At 67.7% G+C, this 19,414-nt stretch carries 16 protein-coding genes and 1 pseudogene; 6 read left to right on the top strand and 11 right to left on the bottom strand.

Features of this window, described 5'->3' with window-relative positions:
* The first annotated feature begins 165 nt into the window (after positions 1-165).
* Positions 166-2,823, top strand: coding sequence for a bifunctional acetate--CoA ligase family protein/GNAT family N-acetyltransferase (locus tag H537_RS0138275; protein WP_029002063.1), 2,658 nt, complete (start codon positions 166-168; stop codon positions 2,821-2,823).
* Between the two features lie 10 nt (positions 2,824-2,833).
* Here the strand turns inward: H537_RS0138275 and H537_RS0138270 are convergent, their stop codons facing one another.
* Complete coding sequence (locus H537_RS0138270; RefSeq protein WP_029002062.1) at positions 2,834-3,916, bottom strand: ligase-associated DNA damage response exonuclease; 1,083 nt, start codon at positions 3,914-3,916, stop codon at positions 2,834-2,836.
* A gap of 57 nt (positions 3,917-3,973) precedes the next feature.
* Between H537_RS0138270 and H537_RS0138265 the strand changes: the two genes are divergently transcribed.
* Positions 3,974-4,357, top strand: a complete 384-nt coding sequence (locus H537_RS0138265; protein WP_029002061.1) for a DUF805 domain-containing protein — start codon at positions 3,974-3,976, stop codon at positions 4,355-4,357.
* A 165-nt stretch (positions 4,358-4,522) separates the two neighbouring features.
* Positions 4,523-5,287, top strand: a complete 765-nt coding sequence (locus H537_RS48175) for a S1C family serine protease (protein WP_064736129.1) — start codon at positions 4,523-4,525, stop codon at positions 5,285-5,287.
* On the opposite strand, the gene clsB is transcribed toward H537_RS48175, so the two are convergent.
* The 10 genes from clsB to H537_RS0138210 all read right to left on the bottom strand — a co-directional run bounded on the left by clsB (position 5,281) and on the right by H537_RS0138210 (position 15,325).
* Positions 5,281-6,612 carry a cardiolipin synthase ClsB gene (gene clsB, locus H537_RS0138255; protein WP_238446957.1) on the bottom strand — a complete coding sequence of 444 codons (1,332 nt, stop codon included), beginning with the start codon at positions 6,610-6,612 and terminating at the stop codon, positions 5,281-5,283. The genes H537_RS48175 and clsB overlap by 7 nt on opposite strands.
* A 76-nt stretch (positions 6,613-6,688) precedes the next feature.
* Positions 6,689-7,507 (bottom strand): endonuclease/exonuclease/phosphatase family protein, encoded by an 819-nt coding sequence (locus H537_RS0138250; protein ID WP_084151286.1) that lies wholly within the window; start codon positions 7,505-7,507, stop codon positions 6,689-6,691.
* 3 nt (positions 7,508-7,510) lie between these two features.
* Positions 7,511-8,014: a dihydroneopterin triphosphate diphosphatase gene (gene nudB, locus H537_RS48170; protein ID WP_043462098.1), complete on the bottom strand. Its 504-nt coding sequence runs from the start codon at positions 8,012-8,014 to the stop codon at positions 7,511-7,513.
* Positions 8,015-8,121: 107 nt separating this feature from the next.
* On the bottom strand, positions 8,122-8,382 hold the full coding sequence (locus H537_RS0138240) for a hypothetical protein (protein ID WP_029002058.1): 261 nt from the start codon (positions 8,380-8,382) through the stop codon (positions 8,122-8,124).
* A 114-nt stretch (positions 8,383-8,496) separates the two neighbouring features.
* A complete protein-coding gene (aspS, locus tag H537_RS0138235; protein ID WP_029002057.1) occupies positions 8,497-10,287 on the bottom strand; it encodes an aspartate--tRNA ligase in 1,791 nt (596 codons plus the stop codon).
* A gap of 73 nt (positions 10,288-10,360) precedes the next feature.
* A complete protein-coding gene (locus tag H537_RS48165; protein ID WP_043462096.1) occupies positions 10,361-11,026 on the bottom strand; it encodes a DUF502 domain-containing protein in 666 nt (221 codons plus the stop codon).
* 25 nt (positions 11,027-11,051) lie between these two features.
* Positions 11,052-11,357 (bottom strand): FmdB family zinc ribbon protein, encoded by a 306-nt coding sequence (locus H537_RS0138225; protein WP_029002056.1) that lies wholly within the window; start codon positions 11,355-11,357, stop codon positions 11,052-11,054.
* Positions 11,358-11,460: 103 nt separating this feature from the next.
* On the bottom strand, positions 11,461-12,921 hold the full coding sequence (locus H537_RS0138220) for a high affinity choline transporter 1 (RefSeq protein ID WP_029002055.1): 1,461 nt from the start codon (positions 12,919-12,921) through the stop codon (positions 11,461-11,463).
* Positions 12,922-13,109: 188 nt separating this feature from the next.
* Positions 13,110-14,681, bottom strand: coding sequence for a ubiquinone biosynthesis regulatory protein kinase UbiB (gene ubiB / locus H537_RS0138215; RefSeq protein WP_029002054.1), 1,572 nt, complete (start codon positions 14,679-14,681; stop codon positions 13,110-13,112).
* The gene (locus H537_RS0138210; protein WP_441293990.1) at positions 14,678-15,325 is read right to left on the bottom strand and encodes a hypothetical protein; all 648 of its coding nucleotides are present in this window, start codon (positions 15,323-15,325) and stop codon (positions 14,678-14,680) included. The genes ubiB and H537_RS0138210 overlap by 4 nt, the downstream gene beginning before the upstream one ends.
* 105 nt (positions 15,326-15,430) lie before the next feature.
* Here H537_RS0138210 and H537_RS52010 point away from each other — a divergent pair, with 105 nt between their 5' ends.
* From H537_RS52010 to H537_RS52000, 3 genes and pseudogenes are all read left to right on the top strand, one after another.
* Positions 15,431-16,747 carry an undecaprenyl-phosphate glucose phosphotransferase gene (locus tag H537_RS52010; protein ID WP_238446956.1) on the top strand — a complete coding sequence of 439 codons (1,317 nt, stop codon included), beginning with the start codon at positions 15,431-15,433 and terminating at the stop codon, positions 16,745-16,747.
* 349 nt (positions 16,748-17,096) lie between these two features.
* Positions 17,097-17,691, top strand: a pseudogene (locus H537_RS52005) (IS110 family RNA-guided transposase); the annotation flags it as partial.
* A 366-nt stretch (positions 17,692-18,057) separates the two neighbouring features.
* Positions 18,058-19,140, top strand: a complete 1,083-nt coding sequence (locus H537_RS52000; RefSeq protein ID WP_084151284.1) for an IS110 family RNA-guided transposase — start codon at positions 18,058-18,060, stop codon at positions 19,138-19,140.
* The last annotated feature ends 274 nt before the right edge of the window (positions 19,141-19,414 follow it).

The following is a 19,414-nucleotide window of genomic DNA, read 5'->3' as shown; positions in this document are numbered from 1 at the left end:
CGTTATGGTTGGGCCGGCTGGCGGCCCCCAAGGCACTTTAGCCGCGAAGCGCCAAGCCCTCAAAGCAGTGGCCGTTGATTTGAATCAGGCGCCCGCGACGCCATGCGCGGGCACGCTGCGTGCGGCCTTCGGCGCCCGCAATCACGAGCATGCGAGCATGAACCCATGAGCATCCGCAACCTGGACTCCCTGTTCGATCCGGCCTCGGTGGCCGTCATCGGTGCCTCCGACCGCCCGCGCAGCGTGGGCGCCACGGTGTGGCGCAACCTGCGCGCCGGGCGCTTCGCCGGCCCGGTGCTGGCCGTCAACCGGCGGCTGCGCGAGCTCGACGGCGAGCGCGTCTACGCCCGCGTGGCCGAGCTGCCCGAGGCGCCCGAGCTGGCGGTGATCTGCACCCCGCCGGCGACGGTGCCGGGGCTCATCGCCGAGCTGGGCGAGCGCGGCACGCGCGCCGCGGTGGTGATGACGGCCGGGCTGGACCGCGAGCTCAAGCAGGCCATGCTCGACGCCGCGCGCCCGCACCTGCTGCGCATCCTGGGGCCCAACTGCATCGGGCTGCTCACGCCGCGGCTGGGCCTGAACGCCAGCTTCGCGCACGTGGACGCACTGCCCGGCGAGCTGGCGCTGGTGTCGCAGTCCGGCGCGCTGATGACGGCGATGCTGGACTGGTCGCGCGCCAACGGCATCGGCTTCTCGCACTTCGTCTCGCTGGGCGAAGGCGCGGACGTGGACTTCGGCGACATGCTGGACTTCCTCGCCAGCGACGCGCGCACGCGGGCGATCCTGCTCTACATCGAATCGGTCAGCGCGCCGCGCAAGTTCATGTCCGCCGCGCGCGCGGCGGCGCGCAACAAGCCGGTGATCGTGGTCAAGGCCGGGCGCTCCAGCGCCGGCCAGGCCGCGGCGGCCTCGCACACCGGGGCGCTGGCGGGCTCGGACCTGGTCTTCGACGCCGCCATCGCGCGCGCGGGCATGCTGCGCGTGAGCACGCTGCAGGAGCTGTTCATCGCCGCGGAGACGCTCTCGCGCTTCCGCGGCCGCCGCGGCGAGGAGCTCGTCATCGTCACCAACGGCGGCGGCGCGGGCGTGATGGCCGCCGATGCCGCGGCCGACGCCGGCATGAAGCTGTGCCAGCTGGCCGACAGCACCATCGCCACGCTGGACGCCCACCTGCCGCCGAACTGGTCGCACGCCAACCCGGTGGACCTCATCGGCGACGCGCCGGTGGAGCGCTACGTGGCGACGCTGGAAGCGCTGGCGGCCGACCCGGCGCAGCCGGCGGTGCTGTTCATCCACGCGCCCACGGCCATCGTGCCCAGCAGCGAGATCGCGCAGGCGCTGGTGCCGCTGCTCAAGCGCATGCCGCCGCGGCTGCTGAGCTGCTGGATGGGCCAGGCCGCGGTGGCCGAGGCGCGCGAGCGCTTCCACGACGCCGGGCTGCCCGTGTTCGACACGCCCGAGCAGGCCGTGCGCGCCTTCGCCCTGGGCGTGGACTACGCGCGCAACCAGGCGCAGCTGATGGAGGCGCCGCCCGCGGCGCCGGCGCGCCCCGCGGTCGACACCGCGCGTGCCCGCGCCCTGGTGCAGCAGGCGCTGGCCGCCGGGCGCGAGATGCTCACCGAGCCCGAGGCCAAGGCGGTGCTCACGGCCTGCGGCATCCCGGTGGCGGCCACCACCAGCACCGCGCCCGATCCGGAGGCGGCGGCCGAGGCGGCGCAGCGCATCGGCTTCCCGGTGGTCCTGAAGATCCTGTCGCTGCAGATCACGCACAAGTCCGACGTGGGCGGCGTGGTGCTGGACCTCAACAGCGCGCTCGAAGTGCGCGAGGCCGCCGTCGCCATGCTGGAGCGCGTGCGCACGCGGCGCGCGGACGCGACGATCCTGGGCTTCTCGGTGCAGCAGATGGTCAAGCGCTCGCACGCGCGCGAGCTGATCGTGGGCAGCACCATCGACCCGCTGTTCGGCCCGGTGGTGCTGTTCGGCCATGGCGGCACGGCGGTGGAGGTGCTGGCCGACCGCGCCGTGGGCCTGCCGCCGCTCAACGAGCCGCTGGCGCGCTCGATGGTGGGGCGCACGCGCGTGTCCAAGCTGCTGGGCGCCTGGCGCGACACCTCGGCCGTGGACCACCAGGCGCTGTACGGCGTGCTGGTGACGGTGTCGCAGCTGCTGGCGGACGTGCCGGAGATCGCGGAGCTGGACATCAACCCGCTCATCGCCAGCCCCAGCGGCGTGGTGGCGCTGGACGCGCGCATCCGCGCCAGCAGCACCTGCCCGTCCGGCGAGGCGAACTTCGCCATCCGGCCCTACCCCACGGCGCTGGTGGAGACGGTGCAGTGGCACGACCGCGAGATCACGCTGCGGCCGATCCGGCCCGAAGACGAGGCGCAGCACCTGGAATTCCTGTCGCGGGTGTCGCCGGAGGACATCCGCATGCGCGTGTTCTACAGCCGCCGCAGCATCGAGCGCAGCGAGCTGGCGCGGCTGACGCAGATCGACTACGCGCGCGAGATGGGGTTCATCGCCACCGAGCCCAATGCGGAAGGCGGCGAGCACACGCTGGGCGTGGCGCGCGCGGTGGCCGACCCGGACAACCAGGACGCGGAATTCGGCGTGCTGGTGCGCTCGGACCTGAAGCACACCGGCCTGGGCCTGCTGCTGATGGGAAAGCTCATCAACTACCTGCGCGCCCAGGGCACCCGGCGCATCGTGGCGGTGGTGCTGGAGGAGAACGCCGCCATGCGCGCGCTGGGCAAGCGGCTGGGCTTCACGGAAGGGCCGCCGGACCGCGCGGACGGGACGCGGCGGATCTGGATGGACCTCTGAGCGGCCCCTCTCACTCGGCGGACGAAACGCCCTCCTCCGCCGCGCTGGCCTCCGTTTCGATTGCCTCGTCCCCGTACTCCGTCCTGAACGCGCCGGCCTCGTAGCCCTGCTCCTGCAGCCAGCGCACCATCACGGCCTCGTAGCCGTGGGTGACGATCACGCGGCGCGCGCCGGTGGCGGCGATGGCGCGCTGCAGGCCCGGCCAGTCGGCGTGGTCGGAGAGCACGAAGCCGCGGTCCACGCCGCGGCGCCGGCGCGCGCCGCGCAGCGCCATCCAGCCGCTGGCGAAGGCGTCGCTCGCGTCGCCGAAGCGCCGCAGCCAGGGCGAGCCCGACACCGAGGGCGGCGCCACCACCAGCGCGCGGCGCAGCGCCTCCTTGGGGCATTCGGTGACGCGGTGCGTGGGCGGCAGCGCGACGCCTGAGGCACGGTACGCGGCGTTGAGCGGCTCCACCGCGCCGTGCACGACGATCGGGCCGATGCCCGCGTCCACGCCTGCGAGCAGCCGCTGCGCCTTGCCGAAGGCGTAGCCCATCAGCACGCTCGCGCGCCCCGCGGCGGCGTTGGCGGCCCACCAGGCGTCGATCTCGGCGTACAGCGCCGACTGCGGCTGCCAGCGGTAGATCGGCAGCCCGAAGGTGGACTCGGTGATGAAGCAGTGGCAGCGCACCGGCTCGAAGGGCGTGCAGGTGGGGTTGACCTCGGCCTCGTGGCCGCTGAGCCAGTAGTCGCCCGAGACCACCCAGACCTCGCCCCGGTGCTCCAGCCGCACCTGCGCCGACCCCAGCACGTGGCCGGCGGGATGCAGGCTGATGCGCACGCCGTGGTGCTCCACCGCCTCGCCCCAGGGTAGCGCCTGCAGCGCGATGTCCGCCCCCATGCGCGTGCGCAGCACGCCCTCGCCTTCCGCGCTGGCCAGGTAGTGGCCATGGCCGCGGCGCGCATGGTCGGCATGGGCATGGGTGATGACGGCGCGGGGCACCGGCTGCCAGGGGTCGATGTAGAAATCGCCAGCCGGGCAGTACAGACCCTGTGGGCGTTCCACCACAAGGTCGCGCGCGGCAGCCGCCGCTGTGGCTTGTGCACGGTCCATCGGGGGATTGTGAGGGGGGCCCATGGGAGAATCCGTTGCGTTTCGTTGCACCGCACCATGACCCCGTCTTCCTCCTGGCTCGCCGAAGAGGCGATGAGCCCGCAGCAGATCTATTTCAGCTTTCAGGGCCGCATTCCGCGCCGCATCTGGTGGCTTTACGGCGTGCTGGGGCTGCTGGGCCTGGGCGTGCTGGCCAACACGCTGTTGCGCGTGGCCGGCATGAGCGAGGAGAAGGCCAATGACGTGGTCAACCTGCTGCTGACCTGGCCGGCGCTGGCGGTGTCCGTCAAGCGTTGGCACGACCGCGACAAGACCGGCTGGTGGGTGCTGATCAACGCAGTGCCGCTGATCGGCATGGTCTGGACCCTGATCGAGAACGGCCTGCTGCCCGGCACGCCCGGCAGCAACGAGTACGGCGAGGACCTTCGCGACCAGCTCTGAGGCAGCGCTGTACCCGTCCCGCACGGCCCTCCCCGCAGAGGCAAGTCCTTGGCCCGTCCGCTGTCGTCCCGCGTCCCCTCCTTGCCCATGAGCTTCCCGCGCACCCTCGTCGCCTGTGTCCTTGTCACTTGCAGCCTGCTTCCTGCCCAGGCGCAACTGGCCGCGGTGATTCCCAAAGTCAAACCGTCGGTGGTGGTGGTCGGCTCGTGGCGCGCCACCGACAACCCGCGGCTGGGCTTTCGCGGCACCGGCTTCGTGATCGGCGACGGGCGCCGGGTGCTGACCAACGCCCACGTGCTGCCCGAGGCGCTGCCCAGCGAGAGCGCGGCGCCGCTGGCCGTGGGCGTGCCGCGCCGGCGCGGCGACGGCGTGGCGGAGGTGCGCCCCGCGACGCTGCTGGCGCTGGACCGGCGGCATGACCTGGCGCTGCTGGCGATCGAGGGGGCGCCGCTGCCGGCGCTCACGCTGGCCTCCGCGCGCGAGCTGCCGGAGGGCACCGAGGTGGGCTTCACGGGCTTTCCCATCGGCGGCGCGCTGGGCTACTCGCCGGTGACGCACCGCGGCATCGTTTCGGCCGTGACGCCGGCGTCGCTGCCCACGGCCTCGTCGCAGCAGCTCAGCAACCAGGCCATCCGCCAGCTGCGCGACGGGCCCTTCGTGCTCTACCAGCTCGACGCCACCGCCTACCCCGGCAACAGCGGCAGCCCGGTGTACGACGCGGCCAGCGGCGAGGTGGTGGCGGTGCTCAACATGGTGTTCGTCAAGGCCGGGCGCGAGAGCGCGCTGACGCAGCCCTCGGGCATCAGCTACGCCATTCCGATCGTGCACGCGCTGGAGCTGCTGCGCGGCGCGCCGGCGCTGCTCGCCACGCCGGCGCGCACGGGCGTACCCACGGGCGCCCTGCCCGCCGAACCCGCGGTGCCTCAGTAGCGCCCGGTGATCCCGGCCACGCGCAGGTACACGTGCGCGCCCCAGGCCACGAAGCCGCGGCGCAGCGCGCCCCAGAAGCCGCGCGAGCGCAGGTGCACGGCCTGCACCTCGCGCGAGTCGGCGATGGCGGCCTCGAACTCGGCAGCCAGCTCGCGCGTGAAGTCGCGGTCGCGCACCATCACGTTGGCCTCCAGGTTCAGCAGCAGCGACAGCGGGTCGATGTTGGAGCTGCCCACGGTGGCCCACTCCTCGTCCACCAGCGCCACCTTGGCGTGCAGGAAGGCGGGCATGTACTCGAAGATCCGCACGCCGTGGCGCAGCAGCTCGTCGTACAGCACCTGCGCCGCCAGGCCCGCGATGCGGTAGTCGAGCTTGCCCTGCAGCAGCAGCCGCACCTGCACGCCGCGGCGCGCGGCGTCGCGCAGCGTGCGGCGGAACAGGTGGCCCGGGTAGAAGTACGGCGACACCAGGTCGATGCGCGTGCGCGCGCGGCGCAGCGCGTCCACGTAGCTGCGCTCGATGGCGCGGCGCTGGCGCAGGTTGTCGCGCACCACGAAGGCGGCGCGCACGGGGCGCTCGGCGTCGCTGCAGAGCTGGTTCTTCAGCGGCGGCGTGATGCGCAGCCGCCGCAGCAGCCCGCGCACGCGCGCCACCGGCTCGCTGCTGCGCGCCAGCGCCTTCATCTCCTCGGGCCAGTCGTGGCCGAAGGCCGCGCGCGACCACATCGCGCCCACGGTCTGCTGCACCGGGCCGACCACCGGGCCGCGCAGCGCCACGGCGAAGTCCAGCCGCGGCGTGTCGGTGTGGCCGTGGTTGAGGTCGTTGTGGTCGTCGATGACGTTGATGCCGCCCACGAAGCCCAGCGCCGCGTCCACCACGCACAGCTTCTGGTGCAGCCGGCGCAGCTGTCCGGGCTGCAGCAGCGTCCACCAGCGCCGCACCGGGCGGAACACCGCCAGCTCCACGCCGGTGCCGCGGAACCACTCGTACAGCGCGGGCAGCGAGGCCTTGCTGCCGAAGCCGTCCACCACCACGTGCACTTTCACGCCGCGCGCGGCGGCGGCCAGCAGCGCGTCGGCCACCAGCCGGCCCGCGTCGTCGTCATGAAAGATGTAGGTGGCGAGCCAGACCTCGTGCTGCGCCGCCGCCATGGCCTCGCACATGGCGGGAAAGAGCTCGCGTCCGCCCCGCAGGAGCTGGACCTCGTTGCCGCCGCAGAACAGCGCCCGCGGATGGTCGTACCAGTTGTTCAGCAGCGCCGAGGCGTCCTGCGGATCGTCCGCCGCGGCGCGCCGGCGCCGGCTGGAGGAACGCTCCGGGCTCACTGGCGCACCCTCACGCTACGCGCGGTCCTGCCAAGCGGGACGGATCGCCCCCTCCGGAGCGGCCGTGCGGGGGCGCTCATGCCGCTTCGAGTTCGGCCACCAGCGGCAGGTGGTCCGACATGCGGGCCCAGGCAGTGCCGCGAGGCACGAAGGTCGAGCGACAGCGCAGGCCGCGCAGGTAGAAGCGGTCCAGCGCGAACACCGGCGCCAGCGAGGGAAAGGTCGGACAGTGCGCGCGCGCTTCCGCGGGCCGCGCACGCTGCAGCCCGATGCCGTACATGGGCGGGTCCAGCTTCTCGGCCCAGTCGTTGAAGTCGCCCGCCACCACCAGCGGCGCGTCGGATGGGACGTTGGCTTCCAGGAACTCGGCGAGCTTTTGCACCTGGCGCACGCGGCTGGCGTGGATGAGCCCGAAATGCGCCACCACGGCATGCACCGTCATGCCGCCCCACTGCACCGGCACGTGCAGCAGCCCGCGCTGCTCGAAGCGGTGGTCGCTGACGTCGAAGTGGCCCACGTCGCCGATGGGCCAGCGCGACAGCAGCGCGTTGCCATGCTCGCCGTGGCGCGTGACGGCGTTGGTGCGGTAGGCCACGTCATAGCCTTCGGGCGCCAGGAAGTGCGCCTGGCCCTGCTCGGGCCAGCCGAACTTGCTGCGGTCGAACTTGCGCGCCTCGCGGTTGTGGAAAAGGCGTACCTCCTGCAGGAACACCATGTCGGCGTCCAGCGCCTCCACGCCCAGGCCGAGGTTGTGGATCTCCAGCCGCTTGCGCGGGCCGATGCCGCGCACGCCCTTGTGGATGTTGTAGGTCGCCACGCGCAGCAACGCGGTGTCGCTCTCGCTCCTGGGCGTGGCCGTCGGCAGCTGAGTGGACTGCAAGCGGTTGAGCACCATGCTTCAGCCCTCCGCGGCAGCGCCGGCGCGGCCGGCAAAGCGCGGCAGCTGCAGGATCGCCTCCGCGTTGCTGGGCGAGAAGCAAGCCGCCGCGGCCTCGCGCCAGGGCAGCCAGCGCATCGCCACGTGCTCTCGCGGCGCCAGCCGCACCGGGATGCCCGGGGGCACCGTGAGGCCGAACACGTGCTCGGTGTTGTGGGTCACTCCGCTGGCGTAGCGGTGCCGGAAGACGGGATAGATCTCGTACACGTTGCGCAGCCCCCAGTCCTGCAGCGCGGCAAGGCCGATGCCCGGGGAGCGCACTTCGATGCCCGTTTCCTCGGCCACCTCGCGCACGCAGGTTTCGATCAGCGGCTCGTCGACGCGGTCCTTGGAACCGGTGACGCTCTGCCAGAAGCCGGGATGGTCGGCTCGCTCCAGCAGCAGCACGTCCAGCGCCGGGGTGTGGATCACCACCAGCACGGATTCGGGAATCTTGTGGGGACGCTTGGGAAGGGCTTCAGGCATGCGCCTGAGCATAGCGGCGCGGGAAGCGCCTCAAGGCGCGGCCGGTCAAGGCCGCAGTGCCGCGGCGCGCACGCACAGGCGCGCACCGAGGGCACGGGGACGCTGCATCAGCGGGCGCTGGCGTTGGCCGTCTGCACGACGACAGCGTCCAGCGCGGGGCCGCTGGTCCAGCGGGTGCTGGCGGGCGGGGCCACGATGAAGCGGTTGGCGTCGATGCCGCCGTTGCGGGCTTGGCGCGCGGCCAGCACGGCGGGGTGCTCGCCATTGGCGCGGGTCACCGCGGTCTGCGCGGGGGCCGGGGCCACGGTTTCGGCTTGGGCGATGGCGGCAACGACCAGCAGGGCCAGGGCAAGGATCGGGGTCTTCATGGTGCTTCCTTAGTGTTTACCCTAACAGTGTAAACCCCAGGGGTTAACCCTATGCCGTCCTTATTGCACGCTGTCCCCCAGGTCGGGCCCACAGGGCCCGACCTTTGAGCTGCATCAAGCCGTGGCGGCGAGATTGCGCAGGCGGATGTGCAGCTCGCGCAGCTGCTTCTCGTCCACGGCGCTGGGCGCGCCGGTGAGCAGGCACTGGGCGCGCTGCGTCTTCGGGAAGGCGATGACGTCGCGGATGGACTCGGCCTTGGTCATGAGCGTGACCAGGCGGTCCAGGCCGAAGGCCAGGCCGCCGTGCGGGGGCGCACCGTACTGCAGCGCGTCCAGCAGGAAGCCGAACTTGAGCTGCGCCTCCTCGGGGCCGATGTTCAGGGCGCTGAACACCTTGCTCTGCACGTCGGCGCGGTGGATACGCACCGAGCCGCCGCCGAGCTCCCAGCCGTTGAGCACCATGTCGTAGGCCTTGGCTACGCAGGCGCCGGGGTCGGTGTCCATCAGGTTCTCGTGCCCGTCCTTGGGCGCGGTGAACGGGTGGTGCACGGCGACCCAGCGGTCATCTTCCTCGTCGTGCTCGAACATCGGGAAGTCCACCACCCACAGCGGCGCCCAGCGGTCCTCGAACAGGCCCTTGGCGCGGCCGAAGTCGCTGTGGCCGATCTTCACGCGCAGCGCGCCCAGGGCGTCGTTGACGACCTTGGCCTTGTCGGCACCGAAGAAGATCAGGTCGCCGGTCTGCGCGCCGGTGCGCTCCAGGATCTGCTGGAGCGCGCGGTCATGCAGGTTCTTGACGATGGGCGACTGCAGGCCCTCGCGGCCCTTGGCCAGGTCGTTGACCTTGACCCAGGCCAGGCCCTTGGCGCCGTAGATCTTGACGAACTCGGTGTAGCCGTCGATCTCGCCGCGGCTCATCTCGACGCCGCCGGGCACGCGCAGCGCGGCCACACGGCCGCCCTTGGTCGTGGCCGGGGTGCTGAAGACCTTGAAGTCCACGTCGGCCATCACGTCGGTGAGCTCGGTGAACTCTAGCTTCACGCGCAGGTCGGGCTTGTCGGAGCCGTACAGGCGCATCGCGTCGGCGTAGGTCATCACCGGGTACTCGCCCAGCTCCACGTCCAGCGCCTTGCGGAAGACGTGGCGGATCATGCCCTCGGTGAGGTCACGGATCTCCTGCTCGGACAGGAAGCTGGTCTCCAAGTCGATCTGCGTGAACTCGGGCTGGCGGTCGGCGCGCAGGTCCTCGTCGCGGAAGCACTTGGTGATCTGGTAGTAGCGGTCGTAGCCCGCGACCATGAGCAGCTGCTTGAAGAGCTGGGGCGACTGCGGCAGCGCGAAGAACATGCCGTCGTGCACGCGCGAGGGCACCAGATAGTCGCGCGCGCCTTCGGGCGTGCTCTTGGTGAGCATCGGCGTCTCGATGTCGATGAAGCCCTGCTCGTCGAGGTACTTGCGCACTTCCATGGCCACGCGGTAGCGCAGCATCAGGTTGTTCTGCATGTACGGGCGGCGCAGGTCCAGCACGCGGTGCGTCAGCCGGGTGGTCTCGGAGAGGTTTTCCTCGTCGAGCTGGAACGGGGGCGTGACGCTGGGGTTGAGCACTTCCAGCTCGTGGCACAGCACCTCGATCTTGCCGCTGACGAGGTTGGCGTTCTCGGTGCCCGCGGGCCGCGCGCGCACCTTGCCGACGACCTTCAGGCAGAACTCGTTGCGCACGCTCTCGGCGATGGCGAACATCTCCGGACGGTCGGGGTCGCACACCACCTGCACGACGCCTTCGCGGTCGCGCAGGTCGATGAAGATCACGCCGCCATGGTCGCGGCGGCGGTGGGCCCAGCCCATCAGGGTCACGGTCTGGCCCATCAGCGCTTCGCTGACGCGGCCGCAGTAGCTGCTTCTCATTGTTGGCTCCAGGAGACTTGTTCGGGAGGCCGCCGCGGCCGGCGGCCTGTGGGGAAGATGGCGCCGGCGTCGTTCAGCCGGCGCGGTTTCGCAGCGGCAGCGGCGCGACAGGGGCCGCCACGGGCGGAGGCGGGGCGACGACGCCCATCGAGATGATGTACTTGAGCGCTTCGTCCACGCTCATCTGCAGCGGCACCACGTCGGCGCGCGGCACCATCAGGAAGAAGCCCGAGGTCGGGTTGGGCGTGGTGGGCACGTACAGGCTCACGTGCTCGCCGCCGCCGAGCTGGGTGGCCACCTCGCCGCCGGGGCGGCCGGTGACGAAGGCGATGGTCCAGGAGCCCGCGCGCGGGTACTGCACCAGCACCGCTTCGCGGAAGGCGTTGCCGCTGCTGGAGAACAGCGTGTCCGAAACCTGCTTGACCGAGCTGTAGATCGACTTGACGATGGGGATGCGGCCCATGAGCCGGTCCCACTGCCGCAGCCACCACTGGCCCAGCACGTTGGCCGCGAACACGCCGGTCAGCAGCAGCCCAGCCACCATCACCAGCACGCTCAGGAACGGGATCTTGCGCAGGTCGTCCAGGCCGGCCTGCGCCGACAGCGGCAGCACGGCCGATGCGGCGATCAGCAGCCAGTCGAACACGCCGTCCATCAGGCCGAGCACCCACAGCAGCACCCAGACCGTGACGGCCAGCGGCATCCAGACCAGCAGCCCGGCAACGATGTATTTCTTCACGCGCGACGGCCCTTGCCCAAAGGCATCAGTGGCAGGCGCAGGCGCCGCCGCAGCCCGCTGCCGGCGCGGCATCGGACGACGACGAGGACGCCGCGGCCGGCTCGGCCGCCTTGCTGGCAGCTGCGGCCGGCGCGGAGGTGCCGCCACTGCCGCCCTTGAAGTCGGTCACGTACCAACCCGAACCCTTGAGCTGGAAGCCCGCGGCAGTGAGCTGCTTGCTGAAGGCCTCGGCGCCACAGGCCGGGCAGGTGCTCAGCACGGGGTCGGACATCTTCTGCAGCACGTCCTTCGCGTGACCGCAGGCGGAACAGCGATAAGCGTAGATCGGCATGGCTAAGCCTTTGATGCAAAACGAAAAATTATAAAGCCCGAGGTGGGGCGGCGATGTCGCAAGGAATAGGCGCCGCGCCCGCGGCCGCAGATAAGGTCACGCATCAGGCTTTCAAGCCGCTGTCGAGGCCGCGCAGCGCATGGTGCGAGCCATGGCGGTTCTTGAGCGCCTGCGGACCCAGCGAGCCCACCAGCATGCCCAGCGCGCCCATCAGGAAGCCCGCGAGTTGCGCCGGGAACATCTCGCCCGCCGGCGTGGCCAGGAACATGGCCCAGGTCAGGATGCCCAGCACGATCGAAAAGATGGCGCCCTGCGTGGTGGCGCGCTTCCAGTACAGCCCGGCGGTGAGCGGCACGAAGGCGCCCACCAGCGTCACCTGGTACGCGCCGGAGACCATGTCGTAGATCGGCGTGCCCTCGGAGAGGATGGCGTAGGTGCACACCAGCACGCTGAACACCAGCACCGCGATGCGCATGGTGCGCAACTCCTGGCGGTCGCTCTGGCGCGGGAAGAACTGGCGCCAGACGTTCTCCACGAAGGTCACCGAGGGCGCCAGCAGCGTGGCCGAGGCCGTGCTCTTGAGGGCCGACAGCAGCGCGCCGAAGAACAGCACCTGCATCACGAAAGGCATGTGCTCCAGCACCAGCGTGGGCAGCACCTTTTGCGGATCCTGCTCGATGAGCTCGGTGGCCTGCTCCGGCATGATGATCAGCGCGCTCGTGACCAGGAACATCGGCACGAAGGCGAAGGCGATGTAGCACACGCCGCCGATCACCGGGCCCTTGGTGGCGGCGTTGATGTCCTTGGCCGACATCACCCGCTGGAACACGTCCTGCTGCGGAATCGAGCCCAGCATCATCGTGATCGCCGCGGCAATGAAGAACACGATGTCGGTGAAGGTCGGCTCGGGCAGGAAGCGGAACAGGTCCTTGCTCGTGGCCAGCGCGATCACCTTGTCGGCGCCGCCGGCCTGGTCGGCGGCGAAGACGGCGATGATCGCCAGGCCGGCGACCAGGATGATCATCTGGATGAAGTCCGTCACCGCCACCGACCACATGCCGCCGAAGAGCGTGTAGGCCAGGATGGAAGCGGTGCCCAGCACCATGCCCGCCGGCACGCTGATGGCGTCGCCCGAGAGCAGGTTGAACACCAGGCCCAGCGCCGTGACCTGCGCCGAGACCCAGCCCAGGTAGCTGACGATGATGATCAGCGAGCACACCACCTCGACGCCGCGGCCGTAGCGCTCGCGGTAGTAGTCGCTGATGGTCAGCAGCGACATGCGGTAGAGCTTGGCGGCGAAGAAGACGCCGACCAGGATCAGGCAGGTGCCCGCGCCGAACGGATCCTCCACCACCTCGCCCAGCCCGTTCTGCACGAACTTGGCCGGGATGCCCAGCACCGTCTCGGAGCCGAACCAGGTGGCGAAGGTAGTGGTGACGATCATCACCAGCGGCAGGTGGCGGCCTGCGACCGCAAAGTCCGAGGTGTTCTTGACCCGCTTGGCGGCCCACAGGCCGATGGCAATGGTCAGCAGCAGGTAGACGAGGACCAGGGTCAGCAGCATGGAACGGCCTGCGGTCGGGGAAAGGCTGGGGAAGGCGCCGCCGGACGGCGGCGCCGAAAAAGCGCGCGCATTATCCCCTGCATCGCGGGGGGCAAGCTTGCACGCTCCTTGACGCCTCGCCGCCGTGCCTGCAATCCGCGGCACAAACGGGCAGCAAGCCCACGCGGAGCAGCGCCTTCAGCCCGGCATCAAAGCGGCATCAGCACGTGCAGCCGCAGCGCCAGGCGCATCAGGCCTACCCCCAGCGCGAAGCCCAGGGCGCCCCAGAGAATGCCCTGCAGCAGCCGGTTGGTCCGGCGCTGCTCGGACAGGAGGGCCAGCAGCAGCGCCTGGGAATCTTCGCCCTTGCCGGGCGAGCGCTGCAGCGCGTGGTGCAGCAGGCGGGGCACTTCGGGCAGCAGCCGCGCGTAGTGCGGCGCCTCGTGCTTGAGGCGGTCCACCAGCGCGCGCCAGCCGATCTGCTCGTTCATCCAGCGCTCCAGGAACGGCTTGGCCGTCGCCCACAGGTCGAGCTCGGGATCGAGCTGGCGCCCCAGCCCTTCGACGTTGAGCAGCGTCTTCTGCAGCAGCACGAGCTGGGGCTGGATCTCGACGTTGAAGCGGCGCGAAGTCTGGAACAGGCGCAGCAGCACCTGGCCCAGCGAGATGTCCTTGAGCGGGCGGTCGAAGTGCGGCTCGCACACGGCGCGAATGGCCGACTCCAGGGAGTCGATGCGAGTGCCCGGCGGTACCCAGCCCGACTCCAGATGCAGCTCCGCCACGCGCTTGTAGTCGCGGCGGAAGAAGGCAATGAAGTTTTGCGCCAGGTATTCCTTGTCCACCTCGGTGAGCGTGCCCATGATCCCGAAGTCCAGCGCGATGTAGCGCCCGAAGGTGGCCGGATCCAGGCTAACCTGGATGTTGCCGGGATGCATGTCGGCATGGAAGAAGCCGTCGCGGAACACCTGCGTGAAGAAGATCGTCACGCCGTCGCGGGCCAGCTTGGGGATGTCCACGCCCGCCTCGCGCAGGCGGCCGATCTGGCTGATGGGCACGCCATGCATGCGCTCCATCACGATGACGCCCGGGGCGCAGAGGTCCCAGATCATCTCGGGGACCATCACGAGGTTGAGCCCATCCATGTTGCGCCGCAGGTGGGCCGCGTTGGCCGCCTCGCGCACCAGGTCCAGCTCGTCGTGCAGGTAGATGTCGAACTCGGCCACGACCTCGCGCGGCTTGAGCCGCCGCGCATCGGGGCTGACGCGCTCGGCCCAGCGTGCCAGGCGGTGCAGCAGCGCCAGGTCGTCCTCGATGACGGCCAGCATGCCCGGGCGCAGCACCTTGACCGCCACCTCCCGGCCGTCGCGCAGGGTGGCGAAGTGCACCTGCGCGATGGAAGCGCTGGCCACCGGCTCGGGGCTGAAATTCGTGAACAGCTCGTCGATGCGCCGCCCGAAAGCTGCCTCCACCAACGCCACGGCCTGCACGCTCGGGAACGGCGCGACGCGGTCCTGCAGCCTGGCCAGTTCATCGGCCACGTCCAGCGGCAGCAGATCGCGCCGCGTGGACAGCACCTGGCCGAACTTGACGAAGATCGGTCCCAGCCGCTCCAGCGCCTGGCGCAGGCGCACGCCGCGCGCTTCGTCGTAGCGGCGCCCGACGGTCACGACGGCGGCCAGCGCGCGGACCCAACGCTGGCGGAAGTGCGACAGCGCGATGTCGTCCAGGCCGAAGCGCAGGACGGTGAACGCGATGTAGATCAGCCGAGCAAACTGCCTCATGAAGCGGCACGCCAGCGCACCGTGCCGCCAAGCACGGTCTGCCGCAAGCCGCGCGCCAGTGCTGCACCCAGCGCGCTGAGCTGCTGCGCTGCTGCGGGGCTCAGCACCCGCTCCAGATCGGCAGCCATGTCCCAGCGCAGGTTCTGCAGCAGCCAGTTGATGTCCGCGGCCAGCGCGGCGTCACCGTCAAGCCTGAGTGCCGGCTGCGAGCCGGCCAACGCCTGAGCCATCAGCATGGCAGGGTTGGAGGCGTCCACCCGTACATGCAGCTGAGCCGCCGTCGGGGGGGTATCGCACCACTCCAGCAGCCCTGCCGGCGTGATGCGCCAACACAGCGTGGGCGTCGGTGGCAGCAGCCGGGGCCATTGTTCAAGATGGAACTGCACCAGCGCGCCCTGGCGGGGGCGAAGCAACTCGCGCGCCGCAGGCTCGCTGTCAAGCACATGATTCAGGAGCAGGGTCAGCCGCTCCATCAGAGCGGGGGCCAACAGGGCGTTGAGGGCTTGCAACATGCGCGGCATTGTAGGCACCCGGGTTTGGACGCCCGCATCTGTGGGAAGCGAGCCGGTGCAGACCGACACAGGGCCGAGAATGGCCGGCAAGAAAAGGGGGAAGGAACTGGTCTGTCGGCATGGCTTGTCCATGCCGCACCCAACGCAGGTCAACCGGATTCCATGATCGCCCATCGTAGTTACAAACGGACGTTCTACAGCGCCCCTCAATCAGTCACTTCCCTCGTGGCAGCCTTCATGGAACCCACCATCGCGGTGGTGGTGTTCCTGCTTGCCACCAAGTGGTATGGCCAACCCATAGAACGACCAGCGCTCACGCTGGGCCTGCTGGTGTTCGCACTGACCTTTCCAGGGCGCCAGCGCTTCAAAGACCCACTACCAGCAGCGGCTATGGATATCGTCAATAGCTGGGTTGTGCTACTGCTGGCATTGATGTTGTGTGGCTACGCCACACAGAGCCTGGGCTACTTCAATCGGCGTGTGCTATTGACCTGGGCGGTCATTACGCCGGTACTGTTGTGGATAGGCGTATGCACGGGACAGTTCATCTTGCGGCGCCGAGCCGCGCTTCCTGTGCTGCGACGGCCGGCCGTCGTGGTAGGTAGCGGACTGTTGGGCGTAAAGGTAGCCAGGGCGTTGCGTGAAACTGCTGACCAAGGCAGTGTGTTCGTAGGTCATTTCGACGACCGCCAAGACGCCCGTGTGCACGAGGAAGCCAGTACGGTACTTGGCACCTTGCAGGAGGTTGCGCCTTATATCCGTACGCACGGCATCAAAGAGGTTTATATCACCCTGCCACTGGGCCTGCAGCCTCGGATCGTAGAACTGCTTGAATCCCTTCAAGGTACTACGGCCTCCATCTTTTTCGTCCCTGATGTATTTGGAATAAGCATCATTCAAGGCAGACTTCAGGACATGAACGGCATTCCTGTAGTTGGAATTTGCGAGACCCCATTTACCGGCACAAACGAACTCGTCAAGCGAATTTCTGATTTGGTTATTGCCTCGACGATCTTGGCCTTGATCTCGCCAATACTGATTGCGATAGCAATAGCCGTCAAACGCTCATCTCCCGGACCTGTAATTTTCAAACAACGACGCAATGGATTGGATGGCAGCGAAATACTGGTCTACAAATTTCGCACAATGACTTGTCAAGAAAACGGCGAGGTAGTGCGCCAAGCGACACGGCATGACCCGCGAATCACACCGCTTGGTGCATTTCTGCGCCGCACCTCACTGGACGAGCTTCCTCAGTTTTTCAACGTACTCCAGGGCAGCATGAGCATTGTTGGTCCACGACCGCATGCCGTGGCCCATAACGAGGAGTACCGTAAGCTTATCAAGGCGTACATGGTACGCCATAAGGTCAAACCGGGAATTACAGGCTGGGCCCAGGTCAATGGCCATCGCGGTGAAACCGACACTATCCATAAAATGCAGGCACGAGTGGAATATGACCTCGAATACTTGCGCAACTGGTCTCTTGCGCTGGACCTTCACATCATGATGCGAACCGCGAGATTGGTATTTTTTGACAAGAATGCCTATTAAATCAAAACCATTACCAGTAGAGTTTCTTCTGGCAGCTCCTCTATTGGCGCAAGCGCAGAAAATTTGATGTCAGCGTGAGCATGCGAAGTAAATCAGACCCGGCACATTCTCTTTCCGGCAATTTTGGATTCTGTTGCAATGCTCATCGAGCACTTCTTCGGTGCCCAGCCACAGATTTTTTAGCTCAACGTCGGCCGTGACCGGCGCGGGCGTGAACAACGTCGGATGGCCGCGGTTGCCCATGCGGCTGATGGATTCACGGCTGCACCACAAACACATCTACAACGAGAGCAATGGGATGGACGCCCCCACCCGTAACGGCATCGACGTGCCAAAGTGGAAGCGTTGAATTATTCCGCAGGGAATGGCGCACCTCACCCTGCGTGTGCCTGAGTTGATCGAAGATGCAACAAACGAACTGCCAGGAGCATTCCGGCATCTAATGCAGCGGTTATTGGACCACCTAAAGGAACTTGACCGCCAAGTCGGCGAGATCGAAGGCCAAATTGCGGCTTGGCATCGCAATAACGCGTTGAGTCGCAAACTGGCAGCGGTTCCCGGCATCGGAGCTGTAACTGCTAGTGCATTAGTGGCCGCAGTGGGCGATGCGAAGAATTTCTCAAATGGCCGTCAGTTTGCCGCTTGGTTAGGCTTGGTGCCACGCCAGAATTCCAGCGGCGGCAAGAATGTGCTGCTGGGTATCAGTAAAGCGTGGCGACGCGTACCTGCGCACGCTACTGATCCACGGTGCGCGCGCCATTCTCTCTGCCTCCTTACGCAGAAAGGAGCAGGTGGAGAACTGGCTCACCAAATTGCTTGCGCGGCGCCACGCCAACGTCGCGGCCGTTGCGCTGGCCAACAAGAATGCACGTGTAGTGTGGGCGCTATTGGCTCAAGACCGCGAATACCAACCCGGCTACTCAGCAGGCTGCCCAACTGCATAGTGCAGTTGGACCGGAGACGTTTAAAACCTCACAACCAAATCAGGAGATCCAGACCACCGATTGCTCAGGCTATTCAGCAAGTGATGGCATGACAGGTCAGACCGTGACCGGCTCAACCCGTGATTCGTTTGGCACCCAGAGTGCGTGAGAGCGATTGAGAAGCCGGTCAGCAGAACCCATCAGGGACAGCGAGTTTGTCCTCGCACCAAAGTCCGGATGTACGGGTGCAATCTTCCTTCACGCCTTCATACACTGAGAGCTTGGCAAAAGGGGGCGAATACGAAGGGACTTCCCCAGTTCTTTGACGGTGTCGAAGCACCAAGATTGACCTGTGGATCGTCATTCGGAGCGAACAGGAGAAGCCCCATGAGCGACATTACACGAGGTGAAATCGTTCGGGTAGGTGTTGATCTGGCCAAGCACGTGCTCCAAGTACACGCGGTGGATGCCCAGGGACGCGTGGTGGTAAACAAGGCACTGCAGCGCGAGAAATTCTTGCCCTGGTGCGCCCAGCTACCACCGGGGTGCCTCATCGCGATGGAGGCCTGCGGAGGTTCTCACCACTGGGCTCGGCGTTTGAAGTCCATGGGACTGGATGCTCGTATCATCGCTGCCCATTTCGTGGCTCCGTACCGCATGCAGGGCAAGTCGGGCAAGAACGACGCCAATGACGCCGCTGCAGTGTGCGAGGCTGCTTCGCGACCGAGCATGCGGTTCGTGCCGGTGAAGTCGGTGGACCAGCAGGGCATGATGATGGTCCATCGACTGCGCGAGGGCTACAAGGAAGAGCGCACGGGCTGCATCAGCCGAATCCGCGGGCTGTTAGCGGAGTTCGGACTGGTGTTCCCTCAGTCGCCAGAAGCGCTGCGACGTGCTCTACCGGACGCCATGGAGGATGCGAACAGCGGCCTACCAACGGTCGCCCGCCTGGCGTTGCAGCAGGCACAGGCACATTGGCGAGAACTTGAAGAGCGCATTGCGTGGTGCGATGAACGCATCGCAGCACACGTGCGCAGCAGTGAAGAAGCCAAAGCCGCTATGCATCTTTGTGGAGTCGGCCCCATTGGCGCCTCGGCACTGATTGCCTGCGTAGGCGACTTGGCGCAGTTCAGGTCGGGAGCACAATTCGGAGCTTGGTTGGGCTTGGTTCCTACCCAGTGTTCCAGCGGCGGCAAGACAAACCTTGGTGGCATTACAAAACGTGGAGATGATTACCTGCGCACCTTGTTGATACAAGGAGCGAAATGCGCGCTGCGAAGTGCTCATAAGCGCCATGACCGGATATCGCAGTGGATGGTGCAGCTCATGATGCGCACTGGCTGGCAGAAGGCCGCAGTGGCCCTGGCCAACAAGAACGCTCGGATCTTGTGGGCTGTCCTTACACGAGGTGCCAAGTTCGACCCGAATCATGTGTCTGTCATGCCACAACGGTGTGCTGGCCTCGGTTAATGGCACTCGCCGACGAACCCCTTAACCACATAGCCCGTTGAAAGAGCTGCGAAGCGAAGATACGTCACACAGGTAGGACCGGCAGCAGGTGAACTCGGTATATGGACAGTCGTGCTCCTTGTGGGCAGCGACTCGGGGCGAATGGAGTCCTGCTGAGCGGTTGGTATCTGGACCCGCACCGCAATGCTTTGGTGCCATAAGGTCGTCTGTAGATTTGCAGTCCCATCTCTGTGCACGTACTTCAGGTTGAGCAGTTCAGATCAGGGAAACAGAC

Origin of the sequence: Azohydromonas australica DSM 1124 (genome assembly GCF_000430725.1) — a bacterium.
Classification (GTDB): domain Bacteria; phylum Pseudomonadota; class Gammaproteobacteria; order Burkholderiales; family Burkholderiaceae_C; genus Azohydromonas; species Azohydromonas australica.
Note: the sequence above shows the minus strand (reverse complement) of the source record. Positions and strands in the feature narration are given on the sequence as shown.